This window comes from Allosphingosinicella sp., assembly GCF_036387615.1.
Lineage (GTDB): Bacteria > Pseudomonadota > Alphaproteobacteria > Sphingomonadales > Sphingomonadaceae > Allosphingosinicella.
Genome location: NZ_DASVTH010000005.1, coordinates 40,825 through 59,152 on the forward strand (window position 1 = coordinate 40,825; position 18,328 = coordinate 59,152).

Here is an 18,328-nt window from a genome sequence, read left to right on the forward strand (position 1 = left end):
TCAGCGTGATCTACGTGCCCATCACCTTTTTCTTCCTTGCTCATTTAGGACTGATTGCAGGGTGCGTCATCCACGGTCCGCGTGCTTGCCCATGACCGACGACGCCGAATGGCAGGACTTGTGAGCATGAAGAGGATTTTACCGCCGCCTTGCATCCACCGCCCGGCCCCGCTATGTGCCCGCCAACCCAGCGGGGGCGCTTCACTTGCGCCCCCTTTCCGCATGGGTAAACCCACTTGGAGGCACGAGCGCGCGTGGACGGTTCCGGCGGCATAGCGACAGGTCTGGCAGGGCGCTACGCGACCGCCTTGTTCGAGCTCGCCCGCGACAACAAGATGCTGGAAGCGGTCGGCGCGAGCCTCGCCTCCTTGCGCCGCGGCCTGGCCGAATCGCCTGAGCTTCGCGAGCTGACCACCAGCCCGCTCGTGACCCGCGAGCAGGCCGTGGGCGCGATCGGCGCGACATCGCAGGCGATGCGGCTCGATCCGCTCACCGCCAACTTTCTCGGCGTGCTCGCGCAGAACCGGCGGCTCGGGCAGCTCGGGCCGGTGATCCGCGCCTTCAACATGCTTGCCGCCAATCACCGCGGCGAGACCACGGCTGAGGTCACCTCCGCCCACCCGCTCGACGACGGCCAGGTCCAGGCGCTGCGCCAGAACCTGCGTTCCCGTCTCGGCCGCGACGTCGCGGTCGATCTCACCGTCGATCCCGCCATCCTGGGCGGGCTTGTCGTCAAGATCGGCAGCCAGATGATCGACGGCTCCATCCGCACCAAATTGAACAATCTCGCAATCGCGATGAAGGGCTAATCATGGACATCCGCGCCGCAGAAATCTCCAAGGTCATCCGCGACCAGATCGCCAGCTTCGGCAATGAAGCACAGGTCAGCGAAGTCGGCACCGTGCTGTCGGTCGGCGACGGAATCGCCCGCATCCACGGCCTGGACAATGTCCAGGCCGGCGAGATGATCGCCTTCCCGAACGGCATCCAGGGCATGGCCCTGAACCTCGAGGCCGACAATGTCGGCGCGGTGATCTTCGGTAATGACAGCGCCATTCGCGAAGGCGACACGGTCAGCCGCACCGGCACCATCGTCGACGTGCCGGTTGGCCGCGGGCTGCTCGGCCGCGTGGTCGACGGCCTCGGTAACCCGATCGACGGCAAGGGCCCGATCGCCAGCACCGAGCGCCGCCGGGTCGAGGTCAAGGCCCCCGGCATCATCCCGCGCAAGTCCGTGCACGAGCCGGTGCAGACCGGCCTCAAGGCATTGGACGCGCTGGTCCCCGTCGGCCGCGGCCAGCGCGAGCTGATCATCGGCGATCGTCAGACCGGCAAGTCGGCGGTGGCGATCGACACGTTCATCAACCAGCGCGAAGCTCACAAGGGCACCAACGAGAGCGAGAAGCTCTACTGCATCTACGTCGCGATCGGGCAGAAGCGCTCGACGGTGGCCCAGATCGTCCGCGCGCTCGAAGAGAATGGCGCGATGGAATATTCGATCGTCGTCGCCGCCACCGCGTCCGAGCCGGCGCCGCTGCAGTTCCTGGCGCCATACACCGGCTGCACGATGGGCGAGTATTTCCGCGACAACGGCATGCACGCCGTGATCGTCTATGACGATCTGTCCAAGCAGGCGGTCGCCTACCGGCAGATGTCGCTGCTGCTGCGCCGGCCGCCGGGCCGCGAGGCCTATCCTGGCGACGTTTTCTATCTCCACTCGAGGCTCCTGGAGCGCGCCGCCAAGCTGAACGAGGCGGAGGGCTCGGGCTCGCTGACGGCGCTGCCGATCATCGAAACGCAGGCGGGCGACGTCTCGGCCTACATCCCCACCAACGTCATCTCGATCACCGATGGCCAGATCTTCCTCGAGACCGAGTTGTTCTACCAGGGCATCCGCCCGGCCATCAACGTGGGCCTTTCGGTCAGCCGCGTCGGATCGGCCGCGCAGACCAAGGCGATGAAGAAGGTCGCAGGCTCGATCAAGCTCGAGCTCGCTCAATATCGCGAGATGGCAGCCTTCGCCCAGTTCGGCTCGGACCTCGACGCCTCAACCCAGCGCCTGCTCAACCGCGGCGCGCGGCTGACTGAGCTGCTCAAGCAGCCGCAATTCTCGCCGATGCCGGTCGAGGAGCAGGTCGTCTCGATCTTCGCGGGCGTGAACGGGTTTCTCGACACGGTGCCGGTGAACGCGGTGACGCGGTTCGAGAGTGCTTTGCTCAGCCATATGCGGAGCGATCATGGGCAGGTGCTGGCGCGCATCCGCGACACCAAGGCGCTGGACGACGAGACTTCGGGTCAGCTGAAGACCGTCGTCGGCGACTTCGCAAAGACGTTTGCGTAACTGAAAAGCCCTCTCTCCTTCAGGGGAGAGGGTTGGGAGAGGGGCAGTCCTCTCCTGAGAACTAACAGACGGAGCGGGCTCACACCCCCTCTCCCCGACCCTCTCCCCTGAAGGGGAGAGGGAGAAGGAAAGCAGCAATGGCCTCTCTCAAGGCACTCAAAGGGCGGATCGCCTCGGTCAAATCGACCCAGAAGATCACCAAGGCGATGAAGATGGTGGCCGCCGCCAAGCTGCGCCGCGCGCAGCAGGCGGCGGAGGCCGGGCGTCCTTATGCCACGCGCCTTCAGGCGGTGATGGGCAGCCTCGCGGGCAAGGTCGTAATCGGGCCGCAAAGCCCGAAGCTGCTCGCGGGCACGGGCAAGCAGGACACGCACCTGCTCGTCGTCTGCACCTCGGACCGCGGCCTCGCCGGCGGGTTCAACTCCAACATCGTCCGCGCGGCCCGCAAGGCCGCCGACCAGCTCACCGCCCAGGGCAAGACCGTCTATTTCTACCTGGTCGGCCGCAAGGGCCGCGCCGTCATCCAGCGCCTCTACCCCAAGCAGATCGTCCACCAGTATGACACCGGCGCGATCAAGCAGGTGAGCTTCGCGGATGCGCAGGCGATCGCGGCGGACATCGTCGATCGCTACACCACCGACGGCATCGACGTCGTCCACCTCTTCTACGCCCGTTTCCAGTCCGCCCTGGTGCAGGAGCCGACGCAGCAGCAGATCATCCCGGTCGAGCTTTCCGCCTCGGCCGCACCTTCGGCAACATCCGGTCCGGACGCCGCCGTTGAGTATGAGCCGGACGAGGAAGAGATCCTGGCCGCCCTGCTGCCCCGCAACGTCGCCGTCCAGGTGTTCCGCGCTCTTCAGGAGAACGCCGCGTCCGAGCAAGGTTCGCGCATGACCGCAATGGACAATGCCACCCGCAACGCCGGCGACATGATCCAGCGCCTCTCGATCGAATATAACCGCACCCGCCAGGCCGCGATCACGACCGAGCTGGTTGAAATCATCTCCGGCGCCGAAGCGCTGTAAGAACTTAGAACGCAAGGACACGCACATGCTCGAGCCCCAGACCCTGGAGCGGACCTCCGCCCCCGCCACCACCAACAATGTCGGCCGTATCGCGCAGGTGATCGGCGCGGTCGTCGACGTGTCGTTCGACGGCAACCTGCCGGAGATCCTCTCCGCGCTGGAGACGAACAACAACGGAAACCGCCTCGTGCTCGAGGTCGCGCAGCATCTCGGCGAGAACACGGTTCGCACGATCGCGATGGATTCGACGGACGGCCTCACCCGCGGCCAGGCGGTGATGGACACCGGCTCGCAGATCCGCGTGCCGGTCGGGCCGAAGACGCTCGGGCGGATCATGAACGTCATCGGCGAGCCGATCGACGAGCGCGGGCCGGTCGGCCACACCGACACTGCGGCGATCCATGCCGAGGCGCCTTTGTTCGTCGACCAGTCGACCGAGAGCGCGATCCTGGTGACCGGCATCAAGGTCATCGACCTGCTCGCGCCCTACGCGAGAGGCGGCAAGATCGGCCTGTTCGGCGGCGCCGGCGTCGGCAAGACGGTGTTGATCCAGGAGCTCATCAACAACATCGCCAAGGGCCACGGCGGCGTGTCGGTGTTCGCCGGCGTCGGCGAGCGCACCCGCGAAGGCAATGACCTTTATCACGAGTTCCTCGACGCGGGCGTGATCGCCAAGGATGCCGACGGCAACGCGACGTCGGAGGGCTCCAAGGTCGCGCTCGTGTTCGGCCAGATGAACGAGCCGCCGGGCGCCCGCGCGCGCGTCGCGCTGTCGGGCCTCACCATGGCCGAATATTTCCGCGACCAGGAGGGCCAGGACGTGCTCTTCTTCGTCGACAACATCTTCCGCTTCACCCAGGCGGGCTCGGAAGTGTCGGCGCTGCTCGGACGAATTCCTTCCGCCGTGGGCTACCAGCCGACCCTGTCGACGGACATGGGCGCGCTGCAGGAGCGGATCACCTCGACCAACAAGGGCTCGATCACATCGGTGCAGGCGATCTACGTGCCCGCGGACGATCTCACCGATCCGGCGCCGGCCACCTCCTTCGCCCACTTGGACGCGACCACGACGCTGAACCGCGCGATTTCGGAGCTGGGAATATATCCGGCGGTCGATCCGCTCGATTCGACCAGCCGCGTGCTCACCGCCCGCATCGTCGGGCAGGAGCATTACGACACCGCCCGCCGCGTCCAGGAGGTGCTGCAGAAGTACAAGTCGCTGCAGGACATCATCGCCATCCTCGGCATGGACGAGCTGTCGGAAGAGGATAAACTGGTCGTCAGCCGCGCCCGCAAGATCCAGCGCTTCCTGTCGCAGCCGTTCCACGTCGCCGAGGTTTTCACCGGCATCCCGGGCAAGTTCGTTCAGGTCGAGGATACGGTGCGCAGCTTCAAGGCGGTGGTCGACGGCGAATATGATCACCTGCCGGAGAGCGCCTTCTACATGGTCGGCGGCATCGACGAAGCGGTCGCCAAGGCTCAGAAGCTGGCGGCCGAGGCGTAAGCCTTGATGCGTGGACTCTGTTGTCTGCTCATCTTGGCCGCAAGCTCGTGTTCCGATCCGGCTCCATCGGGGCCGGGCGCACAATCAGCTTCGTCGGAAGCGAGCAAGAAATCGGCTCCGTCCAAGGTGGATGTCGTTGCGACAAGCACGTCCGAGGAACTCGCGCTCCTCGCCAGCGACGTGTGCTTCCCCCAGGTGACCAAGCAAAGCCAAGCGACTGCAGCCGGTCTCGAAAACTTTCTGACCGAGCACGGCTACAAGCTGGTTTCCAGCCACATCAGCCGGCAAGTGTTCGGTAGAGTTGTGCCGGGGTTCGTCGCCGCGCAGAAGGAAACCGAGTTCGGCCAGTTCATGATCGCCTTCGGGGAAGGCCTGCCCGCCTGCGCGGTGATGCTGATGAATGACTCCGTCATTCCCCCGGTGGGGGATCTCCGGGCGGCGTTCGAGCGCCAGGATTGGGGCTGGGCACATATGGCCGCGAAGAAACCTGATCGCTTGCCCTATGCCGGATTTCAGAGGACTGACGAAAGCGGCAAGAGGGTCTTGGCAGTGCTCCGGGACAATCCCGACTCCGATCCGCGCGTACGGCTGGGCATCGACATCAGTTACACAACCTTTTAGAAATTTGCCCGAAACTGGATAGACCAAAATGCCCCTGCACTTCGAACTCGTCACCCCCGAACGCCTCGTCCGCTCCGAGGAGGTGCATATGGTGGTCGTCCCCGGCGCGGAGGGTGATTTCGGCGTGCTGGAGGGGCATGCGCCCTTCATGTCGACGATCCGCAACGGCGAACTTGCCATCTACCGCGCCGGCATGACCGACACACCGGAGCGGATCGCGATCGAGGGTGGGTTCGCGGAGGTCAACGACCGAGGGCTGACGGTGCTCGCGGAACGGGCCGACGTTCCGGCCTAGCGCTGTCGCTCGAACCAAGTCCGCACGCTCGAGTTGCCCCGTTTGGAGACTTCTGTCTCGAGAATCCTTCCTTTCCGGCGATAAACAATGCGCGTCGGAAAATCGTGCGCCGGGTTCTCGAAGATGGCCTCGGCGCCGCGCACCGAGACAAGTGTGAACGGCACGGCTTCCTTGCCGTCCGGCGAGGCCCACAAGGTGAGCGCGCCATCCTGCCCGGCGGCAATCCGCATATATTCGAAGCTGCCCGCCATGCCGCCGCGCCCGCTAAGCGCGGTGCCGAGCATCATCCCGCCTCGAGCCGGCGCCCAGCGTTCCTCCGTCCATTGCTGGCCGACCCGCATGAGCCAGGTTCCGCTGAGCCAGGATAAATTCTCGACGCGCGCTGCAGGTGCGGCCGCCAGCGCCAGACTGGTTATGAACGCGAGCATGGGGCCAACCTAGCACATCCCGGCGCGGCTTGCCTCCCCGCATCCGAACATGCAGGCTCATGTCTGCGCGAGCGCATTCCGGTAAAGGCACAAGCTCCACTGCTCGCGTTGCGCCCCGATCCCGGCGCGCTGGAGCATGCGGCCGATGCCGGAATGGGAACGCCGAAGCAGAGCCGCCCGGCGAACCGTCCAGCCCGGCCGGCGCTTGGGCGAGACCTCGCAGGCGCCGGGCGCGAGCAGCAATTGCAGCGGCGCGGCGGCGACATCCTCCGGCAAGGCGCGCACCGCCGGCGCCAGCCCCAGATGGCGACGCGTCAGCCAATCGGTCGCCACCGGCTCGCGCTCGGCCACGACCCAGCTCTGCGCCATCCGCTCGACATCGATTGGATCGTAGGTAAGCGAGCGCAGGACGAAGCTCTGCGCGAGCAGCAGCGGCACGAGCCCGAACAGAATCAGCGGGCGCAGGTCGGCGCGCGCGGTGCTGACCAGGATCGCCGTCATAGCGACGGCCGCGGCGAGCAGCGGCAGGAACATGCGCGGCGTCGGGTGAATGGAAAGCGCGAACGCGGCGATGATCAGGAAGGCCAGCGAGCCGACGATCAACGTCCCGACGGCGCGCATCTCCGCCGATCCGTTCGACAGCGCGCCGCGGCCGAGCAGCAGGGCCAGCAACGCTGCGCCGAGGCTTAGCCCAACCTTGGGGCTCGCCAGCAGGTTGATCGCCGGATCCACCGTCCAGTGCACGGACACCGCCCGGCTCCAGTTTCGGATCAGATCGAGGTTGAAGAAGGGGCTGCCGCTCGTATCTACCCAGTCCGGCAGCTCGGTGGTCGGCACCTTGGTGTGGGCGAGCGACAACCGGTACAGCGTCAGCGGATCGCCGGTTCCGATCCAGTGCGCCGCCATGCTGGCGCCGAGCACGAGCAGGCCGCCCGCGCCGATCAGCAGAAAAGCGCGAACAGGCCAGCGCCAGGCGAGCAAGCCGCACGCGATCAGCAGGCCCGCGACCGCCGCCGTCAGCCGCGTCTCGACCGCGAGCGCGAACAGGGCGCCGGCCAGCACCAAAGTCCCCGCCCGCCGCCCCCGATCCGAACAGGCCACCGCGAACACCCCCGCGAGCAGAAAGGAAAGCTCGACGATGTCGGCGTTCAGCTGCATCGCCAGCTCGCTGATCAGCGGCGTCGCCGCGAACAGCAATCCGCCGATCAACGCCGCCGGCTTGCCGAACGCGCGGCTCAGGATCGCGGTGAACAGGCCGACCGCGGCGAACCCGTGGAGCAGCGGCAGCATGCCGATCGTCACCCGGCTTTCGCCCCACAGCCGCAGCAGCAGTCCGGTCGGCGCGAAGATCGGCCAGCGCGCGCTCCAATGGTCGTGCGGTGCGCAGAACCAGCGCTCGGCGACGCAGCGCGCGGCGTGCAGATATTCGACCGGGTCGCCCGTCTCGGCCGGGTGCTTGAACAAGGCCGGGCTTATCACGAACAGAAAAGCGAGGCAGGAGAGCGCGACGGGATGCGCGGCCGGGATCGCGCCGACCCACCTGGATCGTAGCAGGGACAGGCGGGAGGTCGGAAGAGCCGAAAAGGTCATGGCGCAGGGTCTAGCGCGTCATGGTAAACGCCGTGCTAAGCCTCAATCGGGCGGTGCGGGCGCTTCGCGCGGACGCTGCGATTGCCACAGCCACAGCCCGCCCGCGATGATCAGGGCCGCGCCCGCATAGGTGGCGAAGTCGGGCGCGTCGCCGAACCAGGCCCAGCCGAGCGCGGTGGCGGCGATCAGCTGCACATAGGTCATCGGCGAGACCAGGGCGGCGCTCGCGCGCACGGTCGCGGCGTAGATGAGCAGGTGCCCGGTCGACGCGGTGAAGGCGACCAGCGCGCATTTCGCGACCACCTCAGCGCTGGGAAGGCCGATGCGGAACCCCTGCCCTGCGACCCCGCTCAGCAGCGCCGCCGCTGCCACGAGCAACGGCGCGGCGAACAGCGCCAGCACGAACTGCATGACCAGCACCGGCGCGTCGCCTGCCGACTTGCGGTTGAAGATAATCAGCCAGGCCATGCCGAACGCGGCGCCGAGCGGGTAGAAAGCAGCCGCGCCGAGCGACGCCACGTTGGGCCGAAGCACCACCAGCACTCCGGCAAAGGCGAGCAGGGTGGCGAGCAAAGCCGCCCGCGGCACCGGCTCGCGCAGCACCAGGCCGGACAGCATCGCGGTCAGGATGGGGCTGGTGAACTGGATCGCGGTCGCATCGGCCAGCGGCATCGCCATCACGCCCAGGAAGAAGCAGATCGTCGCCAGCCCGACGGCCGCGCCCCGCCCGAACTGCAGCCATGGCCGCGGCAGCACGAAGCCCGCCCGGCCATGCGCCAGCGCGACAGCGACGCCGAGCCCGATCGCTCCGAACGTATATCGCAGCGCGGACACCGCCGGCGCCGGCCATTGCCCCGCCATCGTCTTCACCACAGCATCGCCGAATGACAGGATGGTGAAGCCGAGGAGCGCCAGCCCGAGCGCCTGGCCGATGGTTCTTCCGTGCATTCGCCTTTCCCGTCGCCCCCGCCTTTGCGGGAACGAGCCGATGAGGCAACCGCGCCGGGCAAGCGCTCTTAGCCAATTGTCAAAGTTTCCTCCTTATTCACCCCGATTGCGACGCGGGGAACCACATAAGAAGAGGCTAGCGGACGAGATGAGTGCATTTGGAAGGCGCCCCGGCGCCACCGCGACATCAGGCGCGCGCCCCTCCTTCGGCGTCGCCCGCCCGATGAAGGGCGGCCCCTCGATCGGAGGCGTCGACGGCGGCGATCAATTCCCGCCGCTCGAAGCTCTGCCGGACGAGATGGGCAGCGTCGAGCCCGCGCCCGGCGACGCGATGAGCCGGCTCACCGATCGCATCAATGCGCCCGCGACCGAGGGCCACGGCCGCAACGAAGGTTTCGAGGCGAGCATCCACCGGATCAAGGAGCAGGTCCTCCCCCGCCTGCTCGAGCGGGTCGATCCGGAGGCCGCGGCCACGCTCTCCAAGGAAGAGCTGGCCGAGGAATTCCGCCCGATCATCGGCGAAGTGCTGGGCGAGCTCAAGATCAACCTCAATCGCCGCGAGCAGTTCGCGCTCGAAAAGGTGCTGGTCGACGAACTGCTCGGGCTCGGACCGTTGGAGGAGCTGCTCAACGATCCCGACGTCAACGACATCATGGTCAACGGCCCGAACCAGACCTTCATCGAAAAGAAAGGCAAGCTCCAGCTCGCCAGCATCCAGTTCCGGGATGAGGAGCATCTGTTCCAGATCGCGCAGCGTATCTGCAACAAGGTCGGCCGCCGCGTCGACCAGACCACGCCGCTCGCCGACGCCCGCCTCGCGGACGGCAGCCGCGTCAACGTGATCGTGCCGCCGCTCTCGCTTCGCGGCACCGCCATCTCGATTCGTAAATTCTCCGAAAAACCGATCACGCTCGACATGATGAAGGGCTTCGGCTCGATGTCGGACAAGATGGCGACCTGCCTCAAGATCGCGGGCGCAGCGCGCTTCAACATCGTCATCTCGGGCGGCACCGGCTCGGGCAAGACGACGATGCTGAACGCGCTGTCCAAGCTGATCGACCCCGGCGAGCGCGTCATCACGATCGAGGACGCGGCCGAGCTTCGGCTTCAGCAGCCGCACTGGCTCCCGCTCGAGACCCGCCCGCCCAACCTCGAAGGCCAGGGCGCGATCACCATTCGCGATCTCGTCGTCAACGCGCTGCGTATGCGCCCGGACCGCATCATCCTGGGCGAAATCCGCGGCGCCGAGTGTTTCGACATGCTCGCCGCCATGAACACCGGCCACGACGGATCGATGTGTACGCTCCACAGCAACTCCCCGCGCGAATGCCTGGCGCGTATGGAGAACATGGTGATGATGAGCGACATCAAGGTCCCGAAGGAGGCGATTTCCCGCCAGATCGCGGACTCGGTGGACCTCATCGTCCAGGTCAAGCGCCTGCGCGACGGCACGCGCCGCACCACCAACATCACCGAGGTCATCGGCATGGAAGGCGACGTGATCGTCACGCAGGAGCTGTTCAAGTTCGAATATCTGGACGAAAGCGCCGACGGCAAGATCATCGGCGAATATCGCAGCATGGGGCTTCGGCCTTACACGCTGGAAAAGGCCAAGCAGTTCGGGTTCGACCAGCCCTATCTGGAGGCGTGCCTCTAGGGGAAGCGTCGCGCCGGACTTGCTCCGGGATTTCATTGCCACCCTTTGATTGGGGGGACCGTCACCCCGGACTTGATCGGGGGTCCACGTTCCTGGGCACCAGCGGCTCGAACCCAAGCTCCTCGGCCAGGTCTCGCCACGACGGCTTCCCCCTGCTCTACCAGCGCGAGCTTCCACTCGCGTCGCCAATTCTTGAGCTGCTTTCGCGCCGGATCGGCGCCTCCACGTCTCCGTGCATCTCGAACCAGACAAGTCGCTTCACCCCATCTCTTCTCGTGAAGCCCGCGATCATTGCTTCCCGATGCTGCGCAACGCGCTACAACTTCGGCCTGGAGGAACGATGAAGCTGCATTATTACGCGGAAACGGACAGTCTCTATATCGAGCTGAAAGCCGCGCCTGGCAGCGAGACCCGGGAGATCGCCCCGGGAGTGAATGCCGACTCCGATGCGCAAGGGCGGATCGTCGGCCTGGACATCGACGGCGCGAGCAAGCTCGACCTGACGACACTCGAGACGATCGGCGTGCCGCTGATGGAGTTGAAAGCCGCCTAGCCTCCCGTGACCCCGGCCTTGATCCGGGGTCCACCTCCTCCGGGTGAGGAGTCCGAATCAGGCGGGTGGATGCCGGATCGAGTCCGGCATGACGAATTAGCCCTTCAGAGCCAGCGCGGCCGCGACGACCGTCACCAGAACGCCAAGCAGTTGCAGGCCCGTCCACGGCACCCAGCCGGGGCGGTCGAGGTTGCGGCGGCGGGTGCGTTTCCAGTCGGCGAGAGCCGAGACGACGCCCAGCGCCGCACCCAGCGCCGCCAGCGTCCACCAGGCCGTTTGTGCCGTCATCCGTTCGTCGCCTCGCCCTTGCCGGGCCGCCCGGCCCCCTCCATGAAGCGGCACGCCATTCGCAAGAGGAGCCAGTCATGCGCAAGCCCATCCTGTTGACCGCATTGAGCCTCGGGCTCCTCGCCGCGGGAGCCGCCCCGCTGATCGCCCAGCGCGGCAAGCCGGCGGCGGCCGCGCGCGGGCCCGCCGTGCCGGCACAGCTCGCCGCCGCGCTCAAGGCACCGAACCGGACGCCGGCGAACCTGGCGCGCGACCGTTATCGCAATCCCGGCCCGACGCTCGCCTTCTTCGGCGTGAGGCCGACCGACACCGTGGTCGAGCTGTGGCCGGGCGGCGGCTGGTACACGGAGATCCTGGCGCCGTACCTTGCCAGTCGCGGCACCTATTACGCCGCCCCGCCCGCCCGCGGCATCGAGAACTTCCAGAAGTTCATCGCGGCCAAGCCGGACATCTATGGCAAGGTGAAGGTCGCGACCTTCCCGGTGCTCGCGCAGGGCGGCACGCCGGTCCCGCCGGGCAGCGCAGACGTGGTGCTCACCTTCCGCAACGTCCACAACTGGATGATGGGCGATCAGCCCTTTGCGGAACAGGCTTTCTCCCAGGCCTATGCCATGCTGAAGCCGGGCGGCACGCTTGGCATTGTCGATCACCGCCTGCCGGAGCGCGCCGACACCGCGCGCGAGAAGAGCAGCGGGTACCTCAAGACGTCTACGGTGCGGCGCCTCGCCGAGGGCGCGGGGTTCCGCTTCGTCTCCGCGTCCGAGATCAACGCCAATCCCAAGGACACGGCCGATTGGCCGCAGGGGGTCTGGACGCTGCCGCCCACCTATCGCCTCAAGGACCAGGACCGCGCCAAATATGCGGCGATCGGCGAGTCCGACCGGATGACGCTGAAGTTCGTCAAGCCGCGCCGCTAGCGGCCGCGCGTCTTGCGGGCGTAACACGGTCTGCCCACATCGCGCTTCATGTCGGTTCGCGATCAATGGGTTGCCCTGGGGCGCGTGCCGGCGGTGCGCTCGCTGCTTTGTGGCCTCGGCTGCCTGTTGCTGCTGATCACGCCGTTCCTTGGTGTGCTGCCGGGGCCGGGCGGGATGGTCACGTTCGCGGCCGGCGCGGCGCTGGTGCTGCGCTACAGCCGCTGGGGCAAGCGGCTTTACGCTCGTCTCGGCCGGCGCTGGCCCAAAGCGGGGGAATGGGGGGATTGGGCGCTGCGTCGCCCGAGCTACCAGCGCCGGCAGGAGCTGCGCCGTCACCGAAACGAGGCGCTCGCTTGTGATTGACTTCGACGCCCGTCGTCGGTATTCGCGCCCCCAACAGGCCGCTTCATGCGGGTTCCCTCGAAAGTACTACTTTCGTGGGGTCCCAATCAGCGGCCCTTTTCATTTCAGATTTCGAGGATGAGCGATGAAGCGCACCTTCCAGCCGAGCAATCTCGTGCGCAAGCGGCGCCACGGTTTCCGCGCCCGCAAGGCGACGGTGGGCGGCCGCAAGATCCTGGCGGCTCGCCGGGCGCGGGGCCGCAAGGTCCTGTCGGCCTAACTACGCTTACCCGCCGCGCGGATTTCGTCGCGGCCAATAGCGGCCGGCGCGCGGCCATGCCCGGCTTCGTCCTGCTGGTGCGCGATCGTGCCGATGGCGACCCTGCGATCCGCGTCGGCTTCACCGTCACCAAGAAGATCGGCGGGGCCGTGGTCCGCAACCGGATGAAGCGCCGCTTCCGCGCGCTCGCGCGGGAGCTTATGCCGGATGGAGGACTGCCGGGCGCGGACCACGTCCTGATTGGCCGCGCGGGCGGAGTGGAGCGGGACTTTGGGCTGCTGCGCGGAGAGCTGCAGAAGGCACTGTTAAAGGTGATGCGCTCGGATTCTCCCTCTCCCCGGCGGGGAGAGGGTCGGGGTGAGGGGGCTCGGCATTCGAGCGCTCTCTCCGACTCAGAGCCCCCTCACCCAACCCTCTCCCCCCTGGGGAGAGGGCTTGATCCCGACAGATCGGACTCGGTCGGTGACGACGCCAGACGATGATCGCCAAGCTCCTCATCCTGGTTGCGAAGGGTTGGCAGCGCGGGCCTTCGCTCCTGCTGCCGCCGAGTTGCCGCTACCGGCCGTCCTGCTCGGCCTATGCAATCGAGGCGCTGCGGCGCTATGGGGCGATGCGCGGCGGCTGGCTGGCCGCGCGGCGTATCCTGAGATGCCATCCCTGGGGCGGGCATGGCTATGATCCGGTTCCGTGAGGGGAAGAATTCCAAGTGAGCGACAACCGTAATTTCCTGCTGGCGATCGTCCTGTCGGCGTTCGTCCTGATCGGCTGGAGCTTTCTGTCCGAACGCTACTTCCCGACCGCCGCCGATCCGTCGACCAAGATCGTCGAGGGCAAGCAGGTCGCGGTGGCCAAGCCGCAGGCCGATCCGACCGCAGACAGCCCCGCCGCGCTGCGCAGCCGCCGGGTGGTTCTCGCCGAAGCGCCGCGACTGCCGATCGCCACCCCGTCGCTGCGCGGCACGATCAATCTTCGCGGCGCGCGCATCGACGATCTGGTTTTGACCCGCCACACGCAGGACATGCGGTTCGGATCGCCGCCGGTCCGTCTGCTTTCGCCCGCGGGCGCGCCAGAGGCCTTTTTCGCGCAGTTCGGCTGGACCGGCGAAGGCGCGGCCTTGCCCGGCCCGAACACCGTCTGGACGGCAGCAGGCGACCGGCTCGCGCCCGGCAGCCCGGTGCGTCTCAGCTGGGACAATGGCCAGGGGCAGCTGTTCGCGATCGACCTCTCGGTGGACGAGAACTACATGTTCACCGCCCGCCAGAGCGTCGCCAACCGCGGCGGCGGAGCGATCGCGGTCAAGCCTTATTCGCTCGTCAACCGCGCCAAGGCCGCACCCGATCCGGACAGCTGGACGCTGCACATCGGCCCGGTCGGCGTGTTCAACGGCATCGCCGATTATGAGACCGGCTACGACACCCTGGAGGAAACGCCGGAGCGGCGCATCGCCAGCACCGGCGGCTGGCTCGGCTTCACCGATAAATATTGGCTGACCGCGCTCGTTCCCGATCAGAAGGCGAGCGTGGACGCCGCCTTCCGCCGCACCAACGTCGGCGGCTTCCAGGCCGACGCCTCCCCTGCCCCGATGATCGTCGCGCCGGGCCGCAGCGCGACATACCAATCGCGTTTCTTCGCGGGCGCCAAGGAGATCAGGCTGCTCGACCGCTATGCGGACGGCGGCATCCCGCTGCTCGAGCGCGCGATCGACTGGGGCTGGTTCCGCTGGTTCATGAAGCCGATCTTCTACCTGCTCGACTGGCTGTTCAACGCGATCGGCAATTTCGGCGTGGCGATCATCTGCCTCACCGTGATCGTTCGCGCGCTGATGTTCCCGATCGCGCAACGGCAGTTCAAGTCGATGGCGGCGATGCGGGTCGTGCAGCCCAAGATGAAGGTCATCCAGGAGCGCTTCAAGGACGACAAGCAGCGCCAGCAGCAGGAGATGCTGAAGCTCTACCAGACCGAGAAGATCAACCCGCTCGCCGGCTGCCTGCCGATCCTGGTCCAGATCCCGATCTGGTACGCGCTCTACAAAGTGCTGCTGATCGCGGTGGAGATGCGCCACCAGCCGTTTGCCGGCTGGATCAAGGATCTCGCCGCGCCCGACCCGCTGACGCCGGTCAATTTGTTCGGGTTCCTCGATTTCGCGCCGCCCGCGTTCCTGGCGGTCGGCATCCTGCCGATCATCGTCGGCATCACCATGTGGCTGCAGTTCAAGCTCAATCCGCAGCCGACCGACCCGGTGCAGGCGCAGGTGTTCGCGATCATGCCCTGGGTGCTGATGTTCGTGATGGCGCCGTTCGCGGCCGGGCTGCAGCTTTACTGGGCAACCAGCAACCTGCTCACCATCGCCCAGCAGAAGTGGCTCTACAGCCGCTATCCCGGAATGAAGGAAGCGCCGGCCGCGACATGAGCGACATCGAAGAGCCGGACCTACACGAGGTCGCCCGAAAGCTGTTCTCCGGCCCGATCGCGTTCCTCAAGTCCGCGCCGAGCCTGCAATTCCTGCCGGACCCGGACGCTTCGGAGGTCGCGTTTGCGGGGCGCTCCAACGTCGGCAAATCCTCGCTGCTCAACGCGCTCACCAACCGGCGCGATCTCGCCCGCACGTCGAACACGCCGGGGCGGACGCAGGAGCTCAACTTCTTCGACGTCGGCGATCCGCTGCGTTTCCGGCTGGTCGACATGCCCGGTTACGGTTTCGCCAAGGCGCCCAAGGACGTCGCGCGCAAGTGGCGCTATCTGGTGAACGATTATCTGCGCGGGCGGCAGGCGCTGAAGCGCGCGCTGGTGCTGGTCGACAGCCGCCACGGCATCAAGGACATCGACCGCGAGGTCATGACCATGCTCGACGAAGCGGCGGTGAGCTACCACCTGGTCCTCACCAAGGCCGACAAGAACAAGGCAAGCGATCTCGCGCAGATCGAGGCGGAGACGGCCCGCGAAGCCCTGAAGCGGCCCGCCGCTCACCCCGAGGTTCTCGCCACATCCAGCGAAACCGGACTCGGCATCGAGCGGTTGAGGGGAGCGGTGCTGGAAGCGGTATTGTGAAGCTTGTCACCGCACGCCGCGTCGGCCCGGGCTTGACCCGGGCCGGGGCTTCTGAAAGCGGAAGGACAGGAAAGACAGCCCGGCCCCGGGTCAAGCCCGGGGCGACGATTTACAGGGCGCGAAAGTAGGCAGCATGCTCAAGCTCATCATCGGCAACAAGGCCTATTCCTCCTGGTCGCTGCGCGGCTGGCTGGCGGTCAAGCAATCCGGGCTGCCGTTCGAGGAAATCACGGTGCCGATGTTCGACGAGGACTGGCACAAGCGCCGCGAGGATGACGAGTTCGCGCCGTCGGGCGGCAAGGTACCGATCCTGTGGGACGAGGACATCGTCATCTGGGACAGCCTCGCGATCATCGAATATCTCGCCGACAAGACCGAGCGCGCCCGCTTCTGGCCGGACGAGGACGATGCGCGCGGCATGGCGCGGTCGATGGCGGCCGAGATGCATTCGAGCTACGAGAATCTCCGCCGCGAGCATTCCATGAACCTGCGCAAGCAATTCCCGGCCAAGCCGCTATCCGAGCCGGTCACAGCCGAGATCAAGCGCATCCTGGAACTCTGGGCCCAGGCACGCGCGCGTCATGGCGGCGGCGGCCCCTTTCTGTTCGGCGATTTCGGTGCGGTCGACATCATGTTCGCGCCGGTCGTCACCCGCTTCATCACCTATTCGATTTCGATGCCGCGCTTCGCGGCTGCCTACATGGAGGCGATCCTGCGGCATCCCTGGGTCCTGCAATGGGTGGAAGCGGCCCAGGAGGAGCCCTGGGTGATCGAGCGCTACGAAACGCCGGTCGCCTAGGAGCTCCCGCCCTTGCGGGTGAAGCGGCCGCTGGCGCCGTTGAGGTGCAGGTCGATGTCCGGATAGTGGCAATCGCTGGCCGCCGGCTTGCCGATCGCCACGAACACGCAGTCCGACCCGCTTCGATTGACGAGATGATGTCCGTTCGCAACGCCCTTCGGAAAGGCCGCGATGTCGCCTGCGCGCATGATCGTCTCGCCCTCATCCTCGATCAGCACGGCCTCGCCGGAGAGCATCACGACCAGTTCGTCCTCTCCCTCGTGCCAGTGGCGCTGGCTGAGATACCGCCGGGTTTCAACACGACATGGCTGGCGCCGAAGTCGGCGAGGCCGGCCGCGGGCGCGAGACGGCGGAAGTGGCGGCCCGCCATGACCGCGGCGTACGGCTCGGGATAACCGGTACGGTTGGTCTGCTCGATCGTGTCCAGGTCGAGTTTGGGCATGGCTCCCCTCCTGCTACTGCTCATTCAGGATAGCCCGTCATGCGAGTGAAGCGAAGCAATCCATCGCTGCGTCCGAGCCAATGGATTGCTTCATCGCTCCGCTCCTCGCAATGACGGCACAGATGCGTATCGATCCCGTCCAGCTCGCCGCCGACCTGATCGCCTGCCCGAGCGTGACCCCCGCCCGGGGCGCCGTATTCCACGTGCTGGAAGCGTCCCTCTCCTCGATCGGCTTCGCTGTCCACCGCTTCACCGCGGGCGAACCGCCCGACGGGCCGGTCGAAAATCTGTTCGCGACCCGCGGCAGCGGCGGCGGGCCACATCTCGGGTTTGCCGGCCACCTCGACGTCGTGCCGCCGGGCGAAGGCTGGACCGGCGATCCGTTCCGCCCCGAAATTCGCGGCGGCCTGCTCTACGGTCGCGGCGTCGTCGATATGAAAGGGGGGATCGCTGCGTTCGCCGCCGCATGCGCTCTCGTTCCCGAGCATCTCGGCACGCTGAGCCTCATCATCACCGGCGACGAGGAAGGCCCGGCGACCTACGGCACGCCGGCCCTGATCGACTGGATGAAGGAGCGCGAGATTCGTCCGGACATGATCGTGATCGGCGAGCCGACCTCGGTCGACCGGCTCGGCGACACGGTCAAGATCGGCCGCCGGGGCACGGTCAATCTGTGGATCACCGTGCCGGGGACGCAGGGTCACGTCGCCTATCCCCACCGGACCGACAATCCAATCCCCCGCCTGGCCCGCATTCTGACCGCGCTGGACGCGCTCCATCTCGATGAGGGCACGGACGCATTCGAGGCATCGAACCTGGAGTTCACCGCTGTCGACACCCCGACGCGCGCGACCAATATCGTCCCGGGCGCGGCCACCGCCCAACTCAACATTCGTTTCAACAACCTCCATCGAGGCGAGGAGCTGGTCGAGCTTGTCCGTCGCACGGTCGTCAAGCTCGCTCCAGGAGCGACCGTGGAGGCGAGGATTTCGGGCGAGGCCTTCCTAACGCCGCCGGGGCCGCTCTACGGGCTGGTCACCGACGCGATCCGGGAAGAGACGGGCATTGAGCCGGCGCTGTCCACCTCTGGTGGCACGTCCGACGGACGCTTTTTGATCAAGCTCTGTCCGGTCGTCGATTTCGGCCTGCCCAACGCAACCATGCACAAGCTGGACGAAGCCGCCGCGGTCGAGGATCTGCAAAAGCTTGCCGCCATTTACGCCAGGATCATTCGCCGGGCGCTCGGCTGA

General features: G+C 66.7%; 21 protein-coding genes and 1 pseudogene. 17 read left to right on the forward strand and 5 right to left on the reverse strand.

The window, feature by feature from the left end; translation table 11 throughout:
• Positions 1–254: 254 nt before the first annotated feature.
• From VF631_RS00735 to VF631_RS00760, 6 genes are all read left to right on the forward strand, one after another.
• Positions 255–809, forward strand: a complete 555-nt coding sequence (locus VF631_RS00735) for a F0F1 ATP synthase subunit delta (RefSeq protein WP_431848380.1) — start codon at positions 255–257, stop codon at positions 807–809.
• Positions 810–811: 2 nt separating this feature from the next.
• Positions 812–2,341 carry a F0F1 ATP synthase subunit alpha gene (atpA, locus tag VF631_RS00740; protein ID WP_431848345.1) on the forward strand — a complete coding sequence of 510 codons (1,530 nt, stop codon included), beginning with the start codon at positions 812–814 and terminating at the stop codon, positions 2,339–2,341.
• A gap of 137 nt (positions 2,342–2,478) precedes the next feature.
• Positions 2,479–3,366: a F0F1 ATP synthase subunit gamma gene (locus tag VF631_RS00745; RefSeq protein WP_431848346.1), complete on the forward strand. Its 888-nt coding sequence runs from the start codon at positions 2,479–2,481 to the stop codon at positions 3,364–3,366.
• A gap of 25 nt (positions 3,367–3,391) precedes the next feature.
• Positions 3,392–4,870 (forward strand): F0F1 ATP synthase subunit beta, encoded by a 1,479-nt coding sequence (atpD, locus tag VF631_RS00750; RefSeq protein WP_431848347.1) that lies wholly within the window; start codon positions 3,392–3,394, stop codon positions 4,868–4,870.
• A 33-nt stretch (positions 4,871–4,903) separates the two neighbouring features.
• The gene (locus tag VF631_RS00755) at positions 4,904–5,491 is read left to right on the forward strand and encodes a hypothetical protein (protein WP_431848348.1); all 588 of its coding nucleotides are present in this window, start codon (positions 4,904–4,906) and stop codon (positions 5,489–5,491) included.
• 28 nt (positions 5,492–5,519) lie between these two features.
• Entirely contained in the window at positions 5,520–5,786 is a 267-nt protein-coding gene (locus VF631_RS00760) for an ATP synthase F1 subunit epsilon (RefSeq protein WP_431848349.1), read from the forward strand.
• On the opposite strand, the gene VF631_RS00765 is transcribed toward VF631_RS00760, so the two are convergent.
• Genes VF631_RS00765 through VF631_RS00775 form a run of 3 tightly spaced genes read right to left on the reverse strand, consistent with a single transcriptional unit; the run spans position 5,783 to position 8,752 of the window.
• On the reverse strand, positions 5,783–6,214 hold the full coding sequence (locus VF631_RS00765) for a DUF6265 family protein (RefSeq protein ID WP_431848350.1): 432 nt from the start codon (positions 6,212–6,214) through the stop codon (positions 5,783–5,785). The two genes, VF631_RS00760 and VF631_RS00765, sit on opposite strands and share 4 nt — an antisense overlap.
• A 57-nt stretch (positions 6,215–6,271) precedes the next feature.
• The gene (locus VF631_RS00770) at positions 6,272–7,804 is read right to left on the reverse strand and encodes an ArnT family glycosyltransferase (RefSeq protein WP_431848351.1); all 1,533 of its coding nucleotides are present in this window, start codon (positions 7,802–7,804) and stop codon (positions 6,272–6,274) included.
• Between the two features lie 42 nt (positions 7,805–7,846).
• The gene (locus VF631_RS00775) at positions 7,847–8,752 is read right to left on the reverse strand and encodes a DMT family transporter (RefSeq protein ID WP_431848352.1); all 906 of its coding nucleotides are present in this window, start codon (positions 8,750–8,752) and stop codon (positions 7,847–7,849) included.
• 148 nt (positions 8,753–8,900) lie between these two features.
• On the opposite strand from VF631_RS00775, the gene VF631_RS00780 reads away from it, so the two are divergent.
• Positions 8,901–10,409 (forward strand): CpaF family protein, encoded by a 1,509-nt coding sequence (locus tag VF631_RS00780; RefSeq protein WP_431848353.1) that lies wholly within the window; start codon positions 8,901–8,903, stop codon positions 10,407–10,409.
• Positions 10,410–10,710: 301 nt separating this feature from the next.
• The gene (locus VF631_RS00785; RefSeq protein ID WP_431848354.1) at positions 10,711–10,962 is read left to right on the forward strand and encodes a DUF2283 domain-containing protein; all 252 of its coding nucleotides are present in this window, start codon (positions 10,711–10,713) and stop codon (positions 10,960–10,962) included.
• Positions 10,963–11,058: 96 nt separating this feature from the next.
• On the opposite strand, the gene VF631_RS00790 is transcribed toward VF631_RS00785, so the two are convergent.
• On the reverse strand, positions 11,059–11,250 hold the full coding sequence (locus VF631_RS00790; RefSeq protein ID WP_431848355.1) for a hypothetical protein: 192 nt from the start codon (positions 11,248–11,250) through the stop codon (positions 11,059–11,061).
• Positions 11,251–11,327: 77 nt separating this feature from the next.
• Here VF631_RS00790 and VF631_RS00795 point away from each other — a divergent pair, with 77 nt between their 5' ends.
• The 8 genes from VF631_RS00795 (at position 11,328) to VF631_RS00830 (ending at position 16,636) form a co-directional block, all read left to right on the forward strand.
• Complete coding sequence (locus tag VF631_RS00795; protein WP_431848356.1) at positions 11,328–12,167, forward strand: class I SAM-dependent methyltransferase; 840 nt, start codon at positions 11,328–11,330, stop codon at positions 12,165–12,167.
• A 48-nt stretch (positions 12,168–12,215) separates the two neighbouring features.
• Positions 12,216–12,530 (forward strand): hypothetical protein, encoded by a 315-nt coding sequence (locus tag VF631_RS00800; protein WP_431848357.1) that lies wholly within the window; start codon positions 12,216–12,218, stop codon positions 12,528–12,530.
• 124 nt (positions 12,531–12,654) lie between these two features.
• A complete protein-coding gene (gene rpmH / locus VF631_RS00805; RefSeq protein ID WP_431848358.1) occupies positions 12,655–12,789 on the forward strand; it encodes a 50S ribosomal protein L34 in 135 nt (44 codons plus the stop codon).
• Between the two features lie 56 nt (positions 12,790–12,845).
• Complete coding sequence (gene rnpA / locus VF631_RS00810; RefSeq protein WP_431848359.1) at positions 12,846–13,271, forward strand: ribonuclease P protein component; 426 nt, start codon at positions 12,846–12,848, stop codon at positions 13,269–13,271.
• Positions 13,268–13,480 carry a membrane protein insertion efficiency factor YidD gene (gene yidD, locus VF631_RS00815; protein WP_431848360.1) on the forward strand — a complete coding sequence of 71 codons (213 nt, stop codon included), beginning with the start codon at positions 13,268–13,270 and terminating at the stop codon, positions 13,478–13,480. Before rnpA ends, yidD begins: the two co-directional genes overlap by 4 nt.
• 15 nt (positions 13,481–13,495) lie before the next feature.
• On the forward strand, positions 13,496–15,199 hold the full coding sequence (gene yidC / locus VF631_RS00820) for a membrane protein insertase YidC (protein WP_431848361.1): 1,704 nt from the start codon (positions 13,496–13,498) through the stop codon (positions 15,197–15,199).
• Entirely contained in the window at positions 15,196–15,837 is a 642-nt protein-coding gene (gene yihA / locus VF631_RS00825; RefSeq protein ID WP_431848362.1) for a ribosome biogenesis GTP-binding protein YihA/YsxC, read from the forward strand. The genes yidC and yihA overlap by 4 nt, the downstream gene beginning before the upstream one ends.
• Positions 15,838–15,970: 133 nt before the next feature.
• Entirely contained in the window at positions 15,971–16,636 is a 666-nt protein-coding gene (locus VF631_RS00830) for a glutathione S-transferase family protein (protein ID WP_431848363.1), read from the forward strand.
• Here the strand turns inward: VF631_RS00830 and VF631_RS00835 are convergent.
• Positions 16,633–17,078: pseudogene (locus VF631_RS00835) on the reverse strand (cupin domain-containing protein). The gene VF631_RS00830 and the pseudogene VF631_RS00835 overlap by 4 nt on opposite strands.
• Before the next feature lie 122 nt (positions 17,079–17,200).
• Between VF631_RS00835 and dapE the strand changes: the two are divergent.
• Positions 17,201–18,328, forward strand: a complete 1,128-nt coding sequence (gene dapE, locus VF631_RS00840) for a succinyl-diaminopimelate desuccinylase (protein WP_431848364.1) — start codon at positions 17,201–17,203, stop codon at positions 18,326–18,328.